The 17,464-nt window shown below is 71.0% G+C and carries 11 protein-coding genes; 6 read left to right on the top strand and 5 right to left on the bottom strand.

Annotated elements, in window-relative coordinates; genetic code table 11:
* Positions 1-94: 94 nt before the first annotated feature.
* The gene (locus tag ACOKM3_RS16035; RefSeq protein WP_426901055.1) at positions 95-1,132 is read left to right on the top strand and encodes a LuxR C-terminal-related transcriptional regulator; all 1,038 of its coding nucleotides are present in this window, start codon (positions 95-97) and stop codon (positions 1,130-1,132) included.
* Between the two features lie 47 nt (positions 1,133-1,179).
* Here the strand turns inward: ACOKM3_RS16035 and lon are convergent, their stop codons facing one another.
* A complete protein-coding gene (lon, locus tag ACOKM3_RS16040) occupies positions 1,180-3,585 on the bottom strand; it encodes an endopeptidase La (protein ID WP_426901057.1) in 2,406 nt (801 codons plus the stop codon).
* 169 nt (positions 3,586-3,754) lie between these two features.
* On the opposite strand from lon, the gene ACOKM3_RS16045 reads away from it, so the two are divergent.
* From ACOKM3_RS16045 to ACOKM3_RS16065, 5 genes are all read left to right on the top strand, one after another.
* On the top strand, positions 3,755-4,426 hold the full coding sequence (locus ACOKM3_RS16045) for a GNAT family N-acetyltransferase (RefSeq protein ID WP_426901059.1): 672 nt from the start codon (positions 3,755-3,757) through the stop codon (positions 4,424-4,426).
* A gap of 96 nt (positions 4,427-4,522) precedes the next feature.
* A complete protein-coding gene (locus ACOKM3_RS16050; RefSeq protein ID WP_426901060.1) occupies positions 4,523-5,206 on the top strand; it encodes a spermidine synthase family protein in 684 nt (227 codons plus the stop codon).
* Positions 5,207-5,299: 93 nt separating this feature from the next.
* Positions 5,300-6,037, top strand: a complete 738-nt coding sequence (locus ACOKM3_RS16055) for a response regulator transcription factor (RefSeq protein ID WP_266714016.1) — start codon at positions 5,300-5,302, stop codon at positions 6,035-6,037.
* Between the two features lie 23 nt (positions 6,038-6,060).
* Positions 6,061-7,164: a HAMP domain-containing sensor histidine kinase gene (locus ACOKM3_RS16060; RefSeq protein ID WP_426906807.1), complete on the top strand. Its 1,104-nt coding sequence runs from the start codon at positions 6,061-6,063 to the stop codon at positions 7,162-7,164.
* Between the two features lie 240 nt (positions 7,165-7,404).
* Positions 7,405-11,202: a multifunctional oxoglutarate decarboxylase/oxoglutarate dehydrogenase thiamine pyrophosphate-binding subunit/dihydrolipoyllysine-residue succinyltransferase subunit gene (locus ACOKM3_RS16065; RefSeq protein ID WP_426901062.1), complete on the top strand. Its 3,798-nt coding sequence runs from the start codon at positions 7,405-7,407 to the stop codon at positions 11,200-11,202.
* 84 nt (positions 11,203-11,286) lie between these two features.
* Here ACOKM3_RS16065 and fxsT read toward each other — a convergent pair whose 3' ends face one another.
* The 4 genes from fxsT to fxsA all read right to left on the bottom strand — a co-directional run bounded on the left by fxsT (position 11,287) and on the right by fxsA (position 17,462).
* Positions 11,287-14,298 (bottom strand): FxSxx-COOH system tetratricopeptide repeat protein, encoded by a 3,012-nt coding sequence (gene fxsT / locus ACOKM3_RS16070; protein WP_426901064.1) that lies wholly within the window; start codon positions 14,296-14,298, stop codon positions 11,287-11,289.
* 129 nt (positions 14,299-14,427) lie between these two features.
* Complete coding sequence (locus ACOKM3_RS16075; protein ID WP_426906808.1) at positions 14,428-15,852, bottom strand: aKG-HExxH-type peptide beta-hydroxylase; 1,425 nt, start codon at positions 15,850-15,852, stop codon at positions 14,428-14,430.
* Positions 15,852-17,042 carry an FxsB family cyclophane-forming radical SAM/SPASM peptide maturase gene (locus tag ACOKM3_RS16080; protein ID WP_426901066.1) on the bottom strand — a complete coding sequence of 397 codons (1,191 nt, stop codon included), beginning with the start codon at positions 17,040-17,042 and terminating at the stop codon, positions 15,852-15,854. The genes ACOKM3_RS16075 and ACOKM3_RS16080 overlap by 1 nt, the downstream gene beginning before the upstream one ends.
* A 150-nt stretch (positions 17,043-17,192) precedes the next feature.
* Entirely contained in the window at positions 17,193-17,462 is a 270-nt protein-coding gene (fxsA, locus tag ACOKM3_RS16085) for an FxSxx-COOH cyclophane-containing RiPP peptide (RefSeq protein WP_426901068.1), read from the bottom strand.
* Positions 17,463-17,464: the final 2 nt, after the last annotated feature.

Genomic DNA, 17,464 nt, shown 5'->3' on the forward strand with positions numbered 1-17,464 from the left:
GTACCGGAGCGGGGGTGCGAACAATCCGTTCCAGGTGCCGACTTGTGTACGTGCCCACTTGTGTGGCCTGCACGGATCAACCGAAAATCCCCTGGTGACATCGGCTGGGCACGACGAAGCGCAGTGGCAGGCCCTCGGCCTCGGCGAGAGCGAACTGAGGGTCTACGAAGCGCTGCTCGGAGGCGGTGACTTCGCCTCGCGGGCGGCACTCGCCCGCGCGACCGGGCTGCCCGCGCGCCGCGCCGCGGACGCCCTCGACCGCCTCGCGGAGCGCGGCTGCACGCTGCCGTCGCCGCGCGGCGCCGCCCTCCCGCTCGCGGTGCCGCCCGCCACGGCGCTGCGCAACCTGATCCACCGGCACCAGGCGGAACTGCTGCGCCGATCGGCCGAGTTGGAGGACCTTACGGGGGCGGTGGACCGGCTGGCGGCCGGGTTGCTGACCGCCACGCCGGCGGACGTGCGGGCGATGGGGATCGAGACGGTGCGCGGCGGCCGGGCCATCGCGGAGCGCGTCGCGGCGATGCTGGCCTCCGCCACCACGGAAGTGGCGCTGCTCGACCGGCCGCCGTACGCCTCCAGCCGGCCGGACGGCATGCCGGCACCGCTCGACGTGGCGGCCCCCGTGCGGCGCGGGGCGCGGGTGCGGGTGGTGGTGGACCGGGAGGGCCTCACCTTCCCCGGGCGCGTCCGGGGCCTCAACGACCTTGCCACGCAGGGCGTTCAGATCCGGGTGGGCAAGGACCTGCCGACGAAGCTCTTCACGGTGGACCGCAGGGTGACCCTGCTGCCACCGACGGACGCGGCGGACCCGACGGCCTCGGCACTCGTCGTCAGCGACTCCCTGCTGAGCCACGCCCTCGTCCCCCTCTTCGACGCGGTGTGGGAGCGGGCGGTGCCGATCGGCGCGGACTCCCCCGACGAGATCACGGACGAGGACCGCGAGCTGCTGACGCTCCTCGCCTCGGGCCTCAAGGACGAGGCGATCGCCCGCCGCCTGGACGTCCACGTGCACACGGTGCGCCGCCGCATCACCCGCCTGATGACGATGCTCAACGCGCAGACGCGCTTTCAGGCGGGTGTGCGGGCGACACTGAGGGGCTGGCTGACGCAATCAAGCCCCGCCGGCGATTGAGGCGCGGGGTCCGGGGCAGAGCCCCGAGACCCCGCCCCCGTCGCAGGTCACGCGGCGACGGGCACCTCCACCTCGGCGGGTGCCAGGGCTAGTTCAAGGGCCTGCCGCACATCGTTCACCGGGTGCACCTCCAGCTTCTCCAGCACCTCCGCCGGGACGTCGTCCAGGTCCGCCTCGTTCCGCTTCGGGATGATGACGGTCGTGATCCCGGCCCGGTGCGCGGCCAGCAGCTTCTGCTTGACGCCGCCGATGGGCAGGACGCGCCCGGTCAGGGAGACCTCGCCGGTCATCGCCACATCCGTACGGACAAGCCGCCCGCTCAGCAGCGACGCCAGCGCCGTCGTCATCGTGACGCCCGCGCTCGGCCCGTCCTTCGGGACGGCGCCCGCCGGGAAGTGGATGTGCGCGCCGCGCTCCTTCAGGTCGGCGACGGGCAGCTCCAGTTCGGCGCCGTGCGAGCGCAGGAAGGACAGGGCGATCTGCGCCGACTCCTTCATCACGTCACCCAGCTGACCGGTGAGCGTCAGACCCGCCGCACCCGTCTCCGGGTCGGCGAGCGACGCCTCCACGAAGAGCACGTCACCACCGGCCCCGGTGACCGCGAGCCCGGTCGCCACGCCCGGCACGGACGTGCGCCGCTCGGCCGGGTCCTGCGCCGACTCGGGCACGTGGTGCGGCCGCCCGATCAGCGAGCGCAGATCGCCCTCGCCGACGGTGAACGGCAGCTCCCGCTCGCCCAGTTCGTGCTGCGCGGCGACCTTGCGCAGCACCCGCGTCACGGACCGCTCCAGGTTGCGTACGCCGGCCTCACGCGTGTACTCGCCGGCGAGCTTGCGCAGCGCGTCGTCGCCGATGGTGACCTCGTCGGCCGCGAGACCCGCGCGGTCCAGCTGGCGCGGGACCAGGTGGTCACGGGCGATGACGATCTTCTCGTCCTCGGTGTACCCGTCGAGGCGCACGAGCTCCATACGGTCGAGCAGTGCCTCGGGAATCGCTTCGAGAACGTTCGCGGTCGCCAGGAACACCACGTCACTCAGGTCGAGTTCGACCTCCAGGTAGTGGTCGCGGAAGGTGTGGTTCTGGGCCGGGTCGAGGACTTCGAGGAGGGCCGCGGCCGGGTCGCCGCGGAAGTCGGAGCCGACCTTGTCGACCTCGTCGAGGAGGACCACCGGGTTCATCGACCCGGCCTCCTTGATGGCGCGCACGATGCGGCCCGGCAGGGCACCCACGTACGTACGCCGGTGACCGCGGATCTCCGCCTCGTCCCGTACGCCGCCGAGCGCGACGCGGACGAACTTACGGCCCATCGAGTGCGCGACGGACTCCCCGAGCGAGGTCTTGCCTACGCCGGGCGGGCCGACGAGCGCGAGCACGGCGCCCCCGCGCCGGCCGCCGACCACGCCGAGGCCGCGGTCCGCGCGCCGCTTGCGCACGGCCAGGTACTCGGTGATCCGCTCCTTCACGTCGTCCAGGCCCGCGTGCTCGGCGTCGAGGACGGCGCGGGCGCCCTGGATGTCGTACTCGTCCTCGGTCCGCTCGTTCCACGGCAGTTCGAGGACGGTGTCGAGCCAGGTCCGGATCCACGACCCCTCGGGCGACTGATCGCTCGCCCGCTCCAGCTTCTCGACCTCCTTGAGGGCGGCCTCACGGACCTTCTCAGGCAGGTCGGCGGCCTCGACGCGGGTGCGGTAGTCGTCCGACTCCTCACCCTCGTCCTTCTCGCCGTTCAGCTCGCGCAGCTCCTTGCGCACGGCGTCGAGCTGGCGCCGCAGCAGGAACTCGCGCTGCTGCTTGTCGACGCCTTCCTGTACGTCCTTGGCGATGGACTCGGCGACGTCCTGCTCGGCGAGGTGGTCGCGCAGGTGTCCTGTGGCGAGCTTCAGCCGCTCGACCGGGTCGGCGGCCTCGAGCAGCTCGACCTTCTGGGCGGTGGTGAGGAACGGCGAGTAGCCGGAGTTGTCGGCGAGCGCGGACACGTCGTCGATGGCCTGGACGCGGTCCACGACCTGCCAGGCGCCGCGCTTCTTCAGCCAGTTCGTGGCGAGCGCCTTGTACTCCTTGACGAGTTCGGTGACGGCGCCGGGCAGCGGGTCCGGCACCTCCTCCTCGACGGTCAGGCCCTCCACCCACAGGGCGGCGCCGGGCCCGGTCGTGCCGGCGCCGATGCGGACGCGGCCGACGCCGCGGATCAGCGCGCCGGGGTCGCCGTCGGCGAGGCGGCCGACCTGCTCGACGGTGCCGAGCACGCCGGTGTTCGCGTACGTGCCATCGATCCGTGGAACAAGCAGCACCTTCGGCTTGCTGGGTCCAGTACGCGCGGCGGCCTGCGCGGCCTCCACCGCGGCCCGTACGTCGGTGTCGCTGAGGTCCAGGGGCACCACCATTCCGGGCAGCACGACCTCGTCGTCGAGGGGCAGCACGGGCAGGGTGAGCGGTGTGGACGTCGAAGCCATGATCTCCCCTTTGGCAGTCAAGTTGAGTTACAAGGACTCAATGCTCGGCAGCTCCCAGATGTTCCGTCCCGGCCGTTCGCTGTCAGCGATCACGACTTCCGGCCTCCGTGGCACTGCATATGTAATGACCCCTAAGCGAATGAGGGTCTTACGTCAGAGGGGTACGGGCATGACGGGCGAGGAACTCGTACGGAACTGGATCGACGGCTGGATCGTGTCGCGCGGCACCGCTCCCCCGCTCGTCGAGCCCTGGGGTTACACGATTCACGTGGGTCTGCCGGAGCACGTGAGCCGGCACGTCGTCGGCGCCACGAACGACGCCGTGCGCGAGGAGGTCGTGCGCAAGGTCGCCGAGTCCACGCGCGGCCGCGGCACCCACCTGAAGGTCTTCGCGGACCCGGAGCGGGTGCTGCCGTGGCTCGGCCCGGAGTGGGAGCCGTACGGGGCGGACGACTTCCTGATGTCGACGGAACTCACCCCGGCCGCCGCACCCCCGGCCCCCAGCGGCTACATCCGGCACATCTGGACCCGCGCCGGCGTCACCCGGGTCCTGCTCACCGACACCACGGGCGCGTTCGCCGCGCGCGGCCAGATCGCCCCGACCGGCGCGAGCGCGGTCGTCGACCAGATCGAGACCTCGGAACACCACCGCCGCAGGGGCCTCGGCCGCGTGGTCATGGGCACACTCCAGTCGGCGGCCCACACCCAGGGCTCAACCCACGCGGTCCTCGCCTGCACCCCGGAGGGCCGACACCTCTACGAGTCGGTGGGCTGGCGGATCGAGGCCCCCTTGACGAACGCGAAGTACGCGGGCGCGTCCGGCAGTTGTGGCACCGCGTGACCTGGTTCGGGTCACCCTCTGTGACGAGTGCCATGTGAGACGTGGGACACAGGAAATGCCCGCGGGGCGCGTACCTCGTCGGCCACAATGGCGGCCATGACGACTCTGCACCACCCCGATCCACCCGTCGTCCTCGATCGCCGCGAAGGGCCCTTCGGCGAGGTGGTCCTGCGCCGTCACGGCGACCTGCTCCAGATCATCGCCAACGGCACGTTCCTGATGGACACCTCCGACGGCCGCTCCGAGCGGCTCCTCATGGATGCGGCGCGCGACGCCCTCGGCGATCGGAAGAAGCCGCGTGTTCTCATCGGCGGGCTCGGCGTCGGCTTCTCCCTCGCCCACGCGGCCGCCGACCCGCGCTGGGGCGGCATCACGGTCGTCGAGCGGGAGCCCGCGATCATCGACTGGCACCGGCGAGGACCGCTGCGCGAGCTGTCCGCCGGGGCCCTCGCCGACCCGCGTACGGCCATCGTCGAGGCCGACCTCGTACGGCATCTGCACACGGCCACGGAGACCTACGACGCGCTCTGCCTCGACATCGACAACGGTCCGGACTGGACCGTCACAGAGGACAACGACACCCTTTACGGACCCTCCGGCCTCGCCGCCTGCAAGGACCGACTCGACCCGGGCGGTGTTCTCGCCGTATGGTCCGCACAGCCGTCAGCAAATTTCGAAGAAACCTTGCGGAATGCCGGTTTCCAGGCGGTGCGCACCGAAGAGATCCCGGTTGTCCGGGGCGTCCCTGACGTGGTGCACCTCGCACTGAGGCCCACGTAGCCGACCGGCGGTAACTCCCCGTACGCTGACGTCCGAAACCCGATCATTCAAGCGTCAAGCGCGTCACGACGGCGCGCATTCAGGGGCGGGGCGATGGAGCAGACACACACCTCCCACAACACCACCACGACGACCCAGGGAGCCCAACGACGGGTCCTGGTCGTCGAGGATGATCCGACGATCGTCGACGCCATCGCCGCCCGGCTGCGCGCCGAGGGATTCCTCGTGCAAACCGCGCAGGACGGTCCGGCGGCGGTCGACACGGCCGAGGCCTGGCAGCCCGACCTGCTGATCCTCGACATCATGCTGCCCGGATTCGACGGCCTCGAGGTCTGCCGGCGCGTGCAGGCCCAGCGGCCGGTGCCGGTCATGATGCTGACCGCGCGCGACGACGAGACGGACATGCTGGTCGGCCTCGGTGTCGGTGCCGACGACTACATGACCAAGCCGTTCTCCATGCGGGAGCTCGCGGCGCGCGTGCACGTGCTGCTGCGCCGCGTCGAGCGGGCCGCGCTGGCCGCCACGACGCCCCGCAGCGGCATACTGCGGCTCGGCGAGCTGGAGATCGACCACGCGCAGCGCCGCGTGCGGGTCAGGAGCGAGGACGTGCACCTCACTCCCACCGAGTTCGACCTCCTCGTGTGCCTGGCGAACACGCCGCGCGCGGTCCTCTCCCGTGAGCAGCTGCTCGCCGAGGTGTGGGACTGGGCGGACGCCTCGGGCACCCGCACCGTCGACAGCCACATCAAGGCGCTGCGCCGGAAGATCGGCGCGGAGCGCATCCGCACCGTGCACGGCGTGGGCTACGCGCTGGAGACGCCGAACCCGTGAGCGGCGGGGACCGGAACCGGGCAGTGGGCGGGCGGCCGCACCGTCCGCCGTTCAACCCTCAGTGGGCGTCCGGCGGTCTGCGCCCCTTCTCCGTCAAGGCGAAGCTCGGCACGCTCGTCGTCGTCTCCGTCTTCATCACCACGGGCCTGCTCATGGTGGCGATGTACACGGCGACGGAGCTGCGCTTCATCACGGTGTTCTCGATCATCGCCACGCTGCTGATCACGCAGTTCGTGGCGCACTCGCTGACGGCGCCGCTCGACGAGATGAACACGGTCGCCCGGTTCATCTCCAACGGCGACTACTCGCGCCGGGTGCGCGGCGCGGGCCGGCGCGACGAGATCGGTGACCTCGCGGTCACGATCAACCGCATGGCCGACGAGCTGGCGGCCCAGGACCAGCAGCGCAAGGAGCTCGTGGCCAATGTGTCGCACGAGCTGCGCACGCCCATCGCGGGCCTGCGCGCGGTCCTGGAGAACGTCGTGGACGGCGTGATGGCCGCCGACCCCGAGACGATGCGCACGGCGCTCAAACAGACGGAGCGGCTCGGCCGCCTCGTCGACACGCTGCTCGACCTGTCGCGCCTGGACAACGGCGTCGTGGAGCTGAAGGCGCGCCGCTTCGAGGTCTGGCCGTATCTGTCGGGCGTCCTGAAGGAGGCCAACATGGCGGTCTCCCAGCGCGCCGGTCTCGCCTCCGGCTCCGGCACCCATACGCGTACGGACGTCCATCTGCACCTCGACGTCTCGCCGCCCGAGCTGACGGCGAACGCCGACCCGGAGCGCATCCACCAGGTCGTCGCGAACCTCATCGACAACGCGGTGAAGCACTCCCCGCAGCACGGCCGCGTCACCGTGCTCGCCCGGGGCGGTCCCTACCCCGAGTCGCTCGTCCTCGAAGTCCTCGACGAGGGCCCCGGCATCCCCCAGTCCGAGTGGCACAAGGTCTTCGAGCGCTTCAACCAGGGCTCCGCCACGGGCGACAAGGGCGACGGCGGCACGGGCCTCGGCCTCGCCATCGCCCGCTGGGCCGTGGAACTGCACGGCGGACAGATCCGGGTGGCCGAATCCGAGCGGGGCTGCCGGATCAAGGTCACCCTTCCGGGAGAGACCGGAACGCAAAGTTGACGTAGGGTTTCGGTCACGCAGGGGTCAAGAGCGCGCCGGGCAGACAAGAACACGCCGGGCGCGCATGCGAACGTACCGAAACCCCGCTTGTTTCCCGCCATTTCCCGGCCCGAAACGCAACTTCCGATGTGACTTACGTGACGGATGACCGGCCCGGTCTGCACGTCCCGTCAATGGAGGCGTAGCCTTTATTCCCGCTGTCCATCACCTTGTGAGAAGCGGAAGAGGGCGGTTACCGCCGTGTCGCCACAGTCCCCCAGTAACTCGAGCATCTCCACCGAGACCGACCAAGCCGGGCAGGGTAAGAACCCTGCGGCCGCGTTCGGACCCAACGAGTGGCTCGTCGACGAGATCTATCAGCAGTACCTCCAGGACCCGAATTCGGTTGACCGAGCCTGGTGGGACTTCTTCGCCGACTACAAGCCAGGTGCCGCGGCCGCGGGGGCCGCGACGACCCCGAAGCCGGCCGAGAAGCCCGCGGCCCCGGCCGCACCCGCAGCGCAGGCTCCCGCCGCGCCCGCGAAGCCCGCAGCCGCAGCTCCCGCACAGGCTGCCGCCGCGCCCGCTCCCGCGAAGCCCGCCGCTCCGGCCGCGCCCACCGCGCCGAAGCCGGCCGCTGCCGCCACCCCCGTACCGAAGAAGGCTGAAGAAGTGACGACCGAGGCCCCTGCCGGCCCCGAGCTCGTGACGCTGCGCGGCCCCGCCGCCGCCGTCGCGAAGAACATGAACAAGTCCATCGAGGTCCCCACGGCGACGTCCGTGCGCGCGGTCCCGGTGAAGCTGCTGTTCGACAACCGCATCGTCATCAACAACCACCTCAAGCGCGCCCGCGGCGGGAAGATCTCCTTCACGCACCTCATCGGGTACGCGATGGTGCAGGCCATCAAGGCCATGCCGTCGATGAACTACTCCTTCGCGGAGAAGGACGGCAAGCCCACCCTGGTCAAGCCCGACCACGTGAACTTCGGTCTGGCCATCGACCTGGTGAAGCCGAACGGCGACCGTCAGCTGGTCGTCGCGGGCATCAAGAAGGCCGAGACGCTGAACTTCTTCGAGTTCTGGCAGGCCTACGAGGACATCGTCCGCCGTGCTCGCGACGGCAAGCTCGGCATGGACGACTTCACCGGTGTCACGGTCTCCCTGACCAACCCGGGCGGCCTCGGCACCGTCCACTCGGTCCCGCGCCTGATGCCCGGACAGTCGGTCATCATGGGCGTCGGCTCCATGGACTACCCGGCGGAGTTCCAGGGCACGTCCCAGGACACGCTGAACAAGCTCGGCATCTCGAAGGTCATGACGCTCACGTCGACCTACGACCACCGGGTCATCCAGGGCGCCGCCTCCGGCGAGTTCCTGCGCATCGTCGCGAACCTCCTCCTCGGTGAGAACGAGTTCTACGACGAGATCTTCAAGGCCCTGCGGATCCCCTACGAGCCGGTCCGCTGGCTCAAGGACATCGACGCCTCGCACGACGACGACGTCACCAAGGCCGCCCGCGTCTTCGAGCTGATCCACTCCTACCGGGTCCGCGGCCACGTCATGGCCGACACCGACCCGCTGGAGTACCAGCAGCGCAAGCACCCCGACCTGGACATCACCGAGCACGGCCTGACGCTCTGGGACCTGGAGCGCGAGTTCGCCGTCGGCGGCTTCGCCGGCAAGTCGATGATGAAGCTGCGCGACGTCCTCGGCGTGCTGCGCGACTCGTACTGCCGCACCACCGGCGTCGAGTTCATGCACATCCAGGACCCGAAGCAGCGCCGCTGGCTCCAGGACCGCATCGAGCGGCCGCACGCCAAGCCGGAGCGCGAGGAGCAGCTGCGCATCCTGCGCCGGCTGAACTCGGCGGAGGCCTTCGAGACCTTCCTCCAGACCAAGTACGTCGGTCAGAAGCGGTTCTCCCTGGAGGGCGGCGAGTCCGTCATCCCGCTGCTCGACGCGGTCATCGACTCCGCCGCCGAGAACCGTCTCGACGAGGTCGTCATCGGCATGGCCCACCGCGGCCGGCTGAACGTGCTGGCGAACATCGTCGGCAAGTCGTACGCGCAGATCTTCCGGGAGTTCGAGGGCAACCTCGACCCGAAGTCGATGCACGGCTCCGGCGACGTGAAGTACCACCTGGGCGCCCAGGGCACCTTCACCGGCCTGGACGGCGAGCAGATCAACGTCTCGCTGGCCGCCAACCCGTCCCACCTGGAGACGGTCGACCCGGTCATCGAGGGCATCACCCGCGCCAAGCAGGACATCATCAACAAGGGCGGCACGGACTTCACGGTCCTGCCGGTCGCCCTGCACGGTGACGCGGCCTTCGCGGGCCAGGGTGTGGTCGCCGAGACGCTCAACATGTCGCAGCTGCGCGGCTACCGCACGGGCGGCACGGTCCACATCGTCATCAACAACCAGGTCGGCTTCACGGCGGCTCCCGAGTCGTCGCGCTCCTCCATGTACGCCACGGACGTGGCCCGCATGATCGAGGCGCCGATCTTCCACGTGAACGGTGACGACCCCGAGGCCGTCGTCCGCGTCGCCCGGCTGGCCTTCGAGTTCCGCCAGGCGTTCAACAAGGACGTCGTCATCGACCTCATCTGCTACCGCCGCCGCGGTCACAACGAGTCGGACAACCCGGCGTTCACGCAGCCGCTGATGTACGACCTGATCGACAAGAAGCGCTCGGTGCGCAAGCTCTACACCGAGTCCCTCATCGGTCGCGGCGACATCACCCTGGAAGAGGCCGAGCAGGCGCTCCAGGACTTCCAGGGCCAGCTGGAGAAGGTCTTCACGGAGGTCCGCGAGGCCGTCTCGCACCCGGCCGCCGCCGAGGTCCCGGACCCGCAGGCCGAGTTCCCCGTGGCCGTGCAGACGGCGATCTCCCAGGAGGTCGTCAAGCGCATCGCCGAGTCCCAGGTCAACATCCCGGACCACGTCACGGTGCACCCGCGGCTGCTGCCGCAGCTGCAGCGCCGCGCGTCGATGATCGAGGACGGGACGATCGACTGGGGCATGGGCGAGACCCTCGCCCTCGGCTCGCTGCTCCTCGAAGGCACCCCGGTGCGCCTGTCCGGCCAGGACTCGCGCCGCGGCACCTTCGGCCAGCGCCACGCGGTCCTCATCGACAACAAGACGGGCGAGGACTTCACCCCGCTCCTCTACCTGTCGCCCGACCAGGCCCGCTACAACGTCTACGACTCGCTGCTCTCCGAGTACGCGGTCATGGGCTTCGAGTACGGCTACTCGCTGGCGCGCCCCGAGTCCCTCGTGATGTGGGAGGCCCAGTTCGGTGACTTCGTCAACGGCGCGCAGACCGTCGTCGACGAGTACATCTCGGCCGCCGAGCAGAAGTGGGGCCAGACGAGCGGTGTCACGCTCCTCCTCCCCCACGGCTACGAGGGCCAGGGCCCGGACCACTCGTCCGCGCGTGTGGAGCGCTTCCTCCAGCTCTGCGCGCAGAACAACATGACGGTCGCGATGCCCACGCTGCCGTCGAACTACTTCCACCTCCTGCGGTGGCAGGTGCACAACCCGCACCACAAGCCGCTGGTGGTCTTCACGCCGAAGTCGATGCTGCGCCTCAAGGCCGCCGCGTCGAAGGTGGAGGAGTTCACGACGGGCGGCTTCCGCCCGGTCATCGGCGACGAGTCGGTGGACCCGAACGCGGTCAAGAAGGTCGTCTTCGTGGCGGGCAAGCTGTACTACGACCTGGAGGCCGAGCGGCAGAAGCGCGGCGACACGGAGACCGCGATCATCCGCGTCGAGCGCCTGTACCCGCTGCCGGGTGCCGAGCTGCAGGCGGAGATCGCCAAGTTCCCGAACGCCGAGAAGTACCTCTGGGCGCAGGAGGAGCCGGCGAACCAGGGTGCGTGGCCGTTCATCGCGCTCAACCTGATCGACCACCTGGACCTGGCCGTCGGCGCCGACATCCCGGGTGCCGAGCGTCTGCGCCGCATCTCGCGGCCGCACGGCTCGTCCCCGGCGGTCGGCTCGGCCAAGCGTCACCAGGCCGAGCAGGAGCAGCTGGTGCGTGAGGTGTTCGAGGCGTAGGGCCCCGAAGCACAGCGAGCAAGGCCGAAGGCCCGGTCCCCTTTCGGGGGCCGGGCCTTCGGCCTGTGTGCGGCTTGTATGCGCTCAGGTCGTCTGCGGTTCGAAGTCCCAGTGGGGACGGTTGCGGGCGCGGGCGGAGATGGTGTGCACGTGCTGCTTGCCGAGCGTCGCCTCCAGGTCCGAGAGGGCCTCCTGCTCGATCTTCTCCGCCTGCCTGCGCTCCCGCAGTCCGCGGAGGTCCGCCGCGTGCGCGATGCGCGCGGACAGGGTGAGGGGGTGGGTGCGGCCCAGCGTCTCGATGGCGCGTGTCACCGTGTCGTTGCTGAGCCGGGCGGCGGACTCGGGGTCACCGACGAGGTTGCGCAGGGCCGAGGCGTTGACGGCGCAGCCCAGCGTCCAGGGGTGGTTCTCGCCCACCGCGGCGGTCATGTCGGCCAGGGACCGCTCGATGAGGTCGTACGCGTGCTCCCGCTCCCCCACGTTGCGCAGGATGAGCGCCTGGTTCGCGCGGGCCCCCGCGACGAAGGGGTGGCTCTCGGCGAGCGTGAGTTCGTAGCGGGCGACGATGGCCTCGCTGAGCTCGCGCGCCTCGTCGATGTCGCCGTCCTCGCGGGCGAAGCAGCTCTGGGCGGTGGCGAAGACGAGGGTCCACGGGTGGGTCTCGCCCATCACGCGCTCACCGCGCTCCAGTACGCGCGCGAGGACGTGGCCCGCCTTCGCGCGCTCGCCCCTGCGGTAGTGGCAGAGCGCGAGGTTGTACTCGGCCTTGAGGGTCTGCGGGTTGCTCTCCCCCATCACGAGCCGGTTCTCGCGCAGGCTCTGCAGCTGGTTCGACTCGGCCTCGTCGTACCGGCCGTTCAGCCGCAGGTCGATGGAGTAGGAGATCTGGGAGTCGAGCGTCCAGGGGTGCCGACCCTTCAGCAGGGTCCGCCGTGACTCCATGACCTGTCGGTCGATGTCGAGGGCCTCGGCGTAGGAGCCGAGCAGCCGCAGGGTGACGGCCACGTTGTTCTGCGCGTTCAGCGTGCGCGAGTCCTGTTCGCCGAGGAGCCCCTGATAGGCGGTCAGGATCCAGCGGCACAGTTCGAGCGCCTCGTCGTAGCGTCCGAGGCCGCGCAGGTCGGCGGCGAGGCCGCTGGCGGCCCGCAGGTGCTCCAGGTCGTCCGGTCCCCGCGTCTCCCGCAGGTGCTCGACCGCGGCGCGGTTGAGCACCTCCGTGCGCTCGTACTCACCGGCGGCACGCAGCACGTTGACGTAGTGGAAGGACAGCTCCCAGATACGCGGATGGTTCTCGCCGAGCAGCTCCCGCCAGGCCTTCATGGCGCGCTCGCCCAGCTTGATGCCGGCCGTGTACTCGCCGGAGAAGTACATGTAGCGAAGGCAGTTGAGCACCAGGGTCTGGACACCCGAGTCCTTGCTCTGCAGCACGTCGGCGTACTTCAGGTGCGGCGCGATCTCCGCGTAGCCGGGCCACAGGCGGGTGTCGGTGGGCCTGCGCGGGTCGGCGGCGGCCAGCGCCCGCCGCACGACGTCGACGAACTCGCGGCGGTCCGCCTCGGGCATGTCGGCATGCACGATCTGGTGGACCATGCGGTGCAGGTACAGGGACTCCCCGGAGGAGGTCGCCTCGTCCGCCCCCGCCTCGTGGGACTCCAGGCGGACCACCGAGTACTGGCGCAGCTGGTTGATCGCCTTGTTCCACAGCAGCGGGTCGTTCAGCAGGCCCGCGACCTGTTCGGGCAGCTCGTCGCTGAGCATCTCCCGCAGCAGGCGTACGGGGATGAAACCGGGCGCGAAGAACGTGCACAGGCGCAGCAGGTCGACGGACTCCGGGACGGTGTCGCGGAGCTTGTTCAGCAGTATCGACCAGGCGGTCTGGAACGCGACGGGGAAGTCCGCCGACACCTTGACCACGTCCTGGTCGACGCCGCCGTCGAGGAGGCCGATGTACTCCTCGACCGACAGGTCCGAGTCGTTCAGCCAGCCCGCTGTCTGGTCGAGCAGCAGCGGCAGGTCCTCCAGTGCCTCCGCCAGCTGGTCCGCCTCCGCCTCCGACAGCCGCGGGGCCCGCCGCCGCACGAACGCCACCGACTCGTCGCGCTGGTAGACCGGCACGTCAAGCAGCATGCTGTTGTGCTCGCTCCACTCCGGGTTGCGGGAGGTGATGATCACCTGTCCCGGTCCCGTGGGCACGAGGTCCCAGATCTGGTCGGGCTCGTCCGCTCCGTCGAGGATCAGCAGCCAGCGCGCGTACGGGTCGCCCCTGCGCAGCGAGTCGCGGACCGCGCGCAGCCGCTCGCCGTACTCCTGGCCGGTCTGCAGGCCGAGCTTGGGCGCGAGTTCGGCGAGGCCGCGCCGGTAGGTGACGCGCTTCTCGGCGTTGACCCACCAGACGACGTCGTACTCGGAGCCGAAGCGGTAGACGTACTCGGCCGCGAGCTGTGTCTTGCCGACGCCGGACATGCCGTGGAAGGTGAGCACGCCCGCGCCCGATTCGGCCGAAGTCAGCTTGTGGTACGCCTCGTTGAGGAGCGCCTCGCGGCCGGTGAAGCGGGTGTTGCGGCGGGGCACCCCGCCCCACACCTCGGGCATCGTCGCCGGGAAACGGGGGCCGCGCCGCGCGCCGGCGGCGGGCTCGGGCAGCGGGTCGGTCGGCAGGTCGAGCCGCTCGAGGAGCCGCCGCTCGGCCTCCTCCGCGCCCAGGTTGGTCAGCCCGACCGCCCCCAGCACGGGGGTGGCCGACGGCAGCGGTGACGTGGTCAGGGACACGGCCGCGAACCGGGAGGGGTCGGGTGCGACGACCTCGCGCAGCGCCGCGTTCCACTCCTCGTGCGTGCGAGGGCCGAGCTGGAAGTACCACTCACTGACGATGATGAGGATCCGGCCCTCCGCCAGGCTCAGGTCCCGCAGCAGATCGACGAGCGGGGTCTCGGCCGGGGACTCCCAGCGCTGGTACACCACCCGCAGGCCGCGCCGCTCGAGGCGGTCCCCGATCCAGGCCGCCCAGGCCCTGTTGAACCCGGCGAAGCTGATCGTGACCGTCCGTTTCCGGGCATCCCCCGCGGTCGTCCCGACCGGCTTACGAGTTCCAGACATGCAGCGGCCTCCTGCGCTTAGTCGCAAAAAAATCGTAGAACCTCGGCGCGACGCTGGTAAGTGTCACACCGCCAACTACGCCTTGGTTCCAGGATCTTCGCGCAGCGGAACACCGGTCCGCCGACATCTTCACTCATTCGGACGGGTGGTCGAGGACTGTCGCTGCGTCCACAGGGTGCGGACGGCACTCACGTACGCCTCCGCGCGCGCCGTATGGCCACGTGGCGCGGGGTGCGCGTCCATGCGTTCGTACGCGACGACCATCTGGTCGACGAAGCGGCGCCCGCGCGCGGTCAGGTCGGGCGAGCCGACGAGCACCGGGAGCACGGCTCCCACCTGGGCCCGGTAGCGGCTGTACTGGGTCCAGGCGGACTCGGCGCGGGAGGCCACGGCGAGCGCACGGCGCTGGAAGAAGTCGGCCAGTGCCAGATGCGCGTAGGCGCCCTGGAGGAGCCCGTCGTACGGTCGCGGGTCGGGGCGCCAGGGTGCGAAGTACCGGGAACGGCCGTCGCCCTGGTGGAGCACCACGGCGTCACTCAGGGCGGAGAGCTTCGCGTGCTGGAGTTCGTGGACGACCGTCGCCGCGAAGGCGGCCGGCGTGGGCGGGGTGCTGGTGAGCAGGGCGCCGAACGCCTCGCGCCGGGTGGCGCTGCAACCGCCCCGCGCCTCCGCGCCCGGCGGCATCTCCAGGGGCACCAGGCAGCGCAGCAGCGCCAGGGCCTCCGCCAGCCGGTGTTCGCCGCCCGTGCGCAGCACCGCGGCGGTGCCCGACCAGGCCATGAGCCAGCGCTTGCGTTCCGCGTCGTCCAGCGTCGTCGGGCCGCTCTGGGTGCGATGGCGGGGCTCGGGTCCCGTGCGGTACGGGTCGAGGTCGTCCAGGGGCATGGGTGCGACCTCGGGGGTCAGCCCGGGCAGCGCGTGGGCGGGCGTCCACGCGCGCGACCCCGACCACGCGCCGAACCCGTTCTCCAGGAAGACGACGACGTCGGCGCAGCCGTGCCGGCTCAGCCTCATCCAGCCGTGCCGGGCGACGACTTCGACGTGCACGTCGTCGGCCGGGGTGGTGTGCAGGCTGCCGAGGGACGGGAGGTTCAGGGTGCCGTCGTGGGCGGTCAGGCGCGTCGTGAAGGGGATGCCGGCGCGGGCGGCGGATACGGCGGCCAGCGCGCTGAAGTGGGCCAGGTCGAGGGCCAGTTGACGCGCCTCGGCCGGCCCGGCGGTGCCCGCGGCCCGGTCCAGGCCGCGCAGGCAGCGCAGGGCCCACGGCCCGGTGAGCGGGTAGCGGATCCGGTCCCGGGCCGAGGGCGCGTCCCGTGGCCCGGCCGGCCGCGGCGCGTCCTCCGCCTCGGTGAGCAGCGCCCAGTCGTCCTTCAGCCGCGCCTTCTGCTCCGTGGAGCACACCCTCGGGTCCGCCGCGTCCGCCGCGTCGAGGAGGGCGCGGAGCAGCAGCAGGCGCCGGGTGTCCTGGTCGTGCACGAGGAGCGCGAGCGTGTCCGGGCCGCCTTCGGTGCGGCCGAGTTCGTCGAGGGCCGGGTCCGGGACCTCCGAGAGCATCACGGGGTGCTCCTTTCGGGAGAGACCGGGACGGCCGCGGCGGGCGGCTCCGCGACCCGTGCGGCCACGTGGCGGATGAACCGCTGCAGGTCGGCGCAGTACACGGAGGGGTTGCGGAATCCGCTGCCCGCCCGGTAGCGATGCGCGTAGTTGCCGCCTCCGCAGACGGTCAGCAGGGGGCAGGCCCGGCACTGCCCCGCCAGCTCCGTCGCGGCCGCCTGCCGGGCGGCCACCCCGGGATGCGCGAGGGCTTCGTCGAAGTCGTTGTCGAAGACGCCGAGGCCTGTCGCGGCAGCGCCCTCGTAGGCGGACTTCAGGGAGTCCACCTGCTCGATCGATCCGTCCGTCTCGACGACCACGGCGTCGAAGGGCGCGAGTCCCAGCGACTCCGTGGCCGCCGGAAGGCCGAGGAGCAGCGCGATGCACTCCTCGAAGAGGCGGATCCGGGTCTCCCGGCGACCGGCCTCCCACCAGCGGTCGAAGACGGCGCACAGCCAGTCCCCGTGGACCGTGCCCGTGCTGTCCCAGTGCGGCGGCGGGTTCGTCCAGTTGCCGTGCGGCAGCAGCAGGTCCAGGGCGGGCGGGCCGAGGGCGAGCAGGGACTCGTACGTCTCGACGGGGTCCTGCGCTGGGTCCACGACCGCGAGGATCCCGGCGAAGGACCGCGGGAAGCGCTCGGCGACCAGCCTTGCCCCGCGTGCGGCGGCGGGCCAGGAGGGGCGGCCCACATGGTCGACGCGGAGTGCGTTGCGCTCGGCGGTGCCCCCGTCGAGGCTGATGCCGATGCTGACGTCGTGCCGGGCCAGGGTCGCGAGGCTGCGCCCGGTCAGCAGCGTGGCGTTGGTCTGGACGGTGGCGCGGACCGTGCATCCGGTGGGCACCCGGTCGCGGACCAGATCGGCGAACCGGCCGAGTGTCGCGGCGCCGGCCAGCAGCGGCTCCCCGCCGTGCAACACCACGGAGACCGCAGGCAGTTCGTGGGCGCGGGCGTGCTCGGCGATGCGGGACGCGGTGCGGTCCAGGACGGCGCGGGACGCGGCGGCGGGCCGGGTGCGCCAGGTGTGGTCCGGTCCTTCGTAGAGGTAGCAGTACCGGCAGGCGAGGTTGCAGCGGCCGTGGACCTTGACGATGAACTGCCGGAAAGGGAAAGGCGGTTCGGGCGCCGGGCGCGGAGCGGTCTCTACGGACACACCTGCACCCCCATGTCGTACGCCCGTTTCAGGACCGCACTCGCAGGGAACCGCATACCGTCGCGGTCGCGGCCTCAAACGCGGTGCTTTCGAACTGTCCTATTCGGTGGACCACGCGACCGAAACCACACAGCCCGGGCCCACGGTGCCTCAGGTGAAGGAGTTGTTCCACCCCCAGAGCGTCTCGCCCGGACGCGTCGCGCGGTCCCGCAGCTCGGCCAACACCTCTTGCAGCACCGGGTGTTGAATGCCCGCCAGGTCCTTCAGGGCGAGCTGCGTCAGGTCGGGCAGCGGCTCGTCCCGCTGCGCCCCCTCCGCGGCCTCCATCGGTTCGTCCTGTCCGTTCACAACGTCCCCCTCGCGTTCCTTGGCCATCGGCTCACCGCACATCGGCTGACTGCCCATCGGCTCATTGCCCATCG

The sequence above is a fragment of the Streptomyces nidicola genome (assembly GCF_050106155.1).
Lineage (GTDB): Bacteria > Actinomycetota > Actinomycetes > Streptomycetales > Streptomycetaceae > Streptomyces.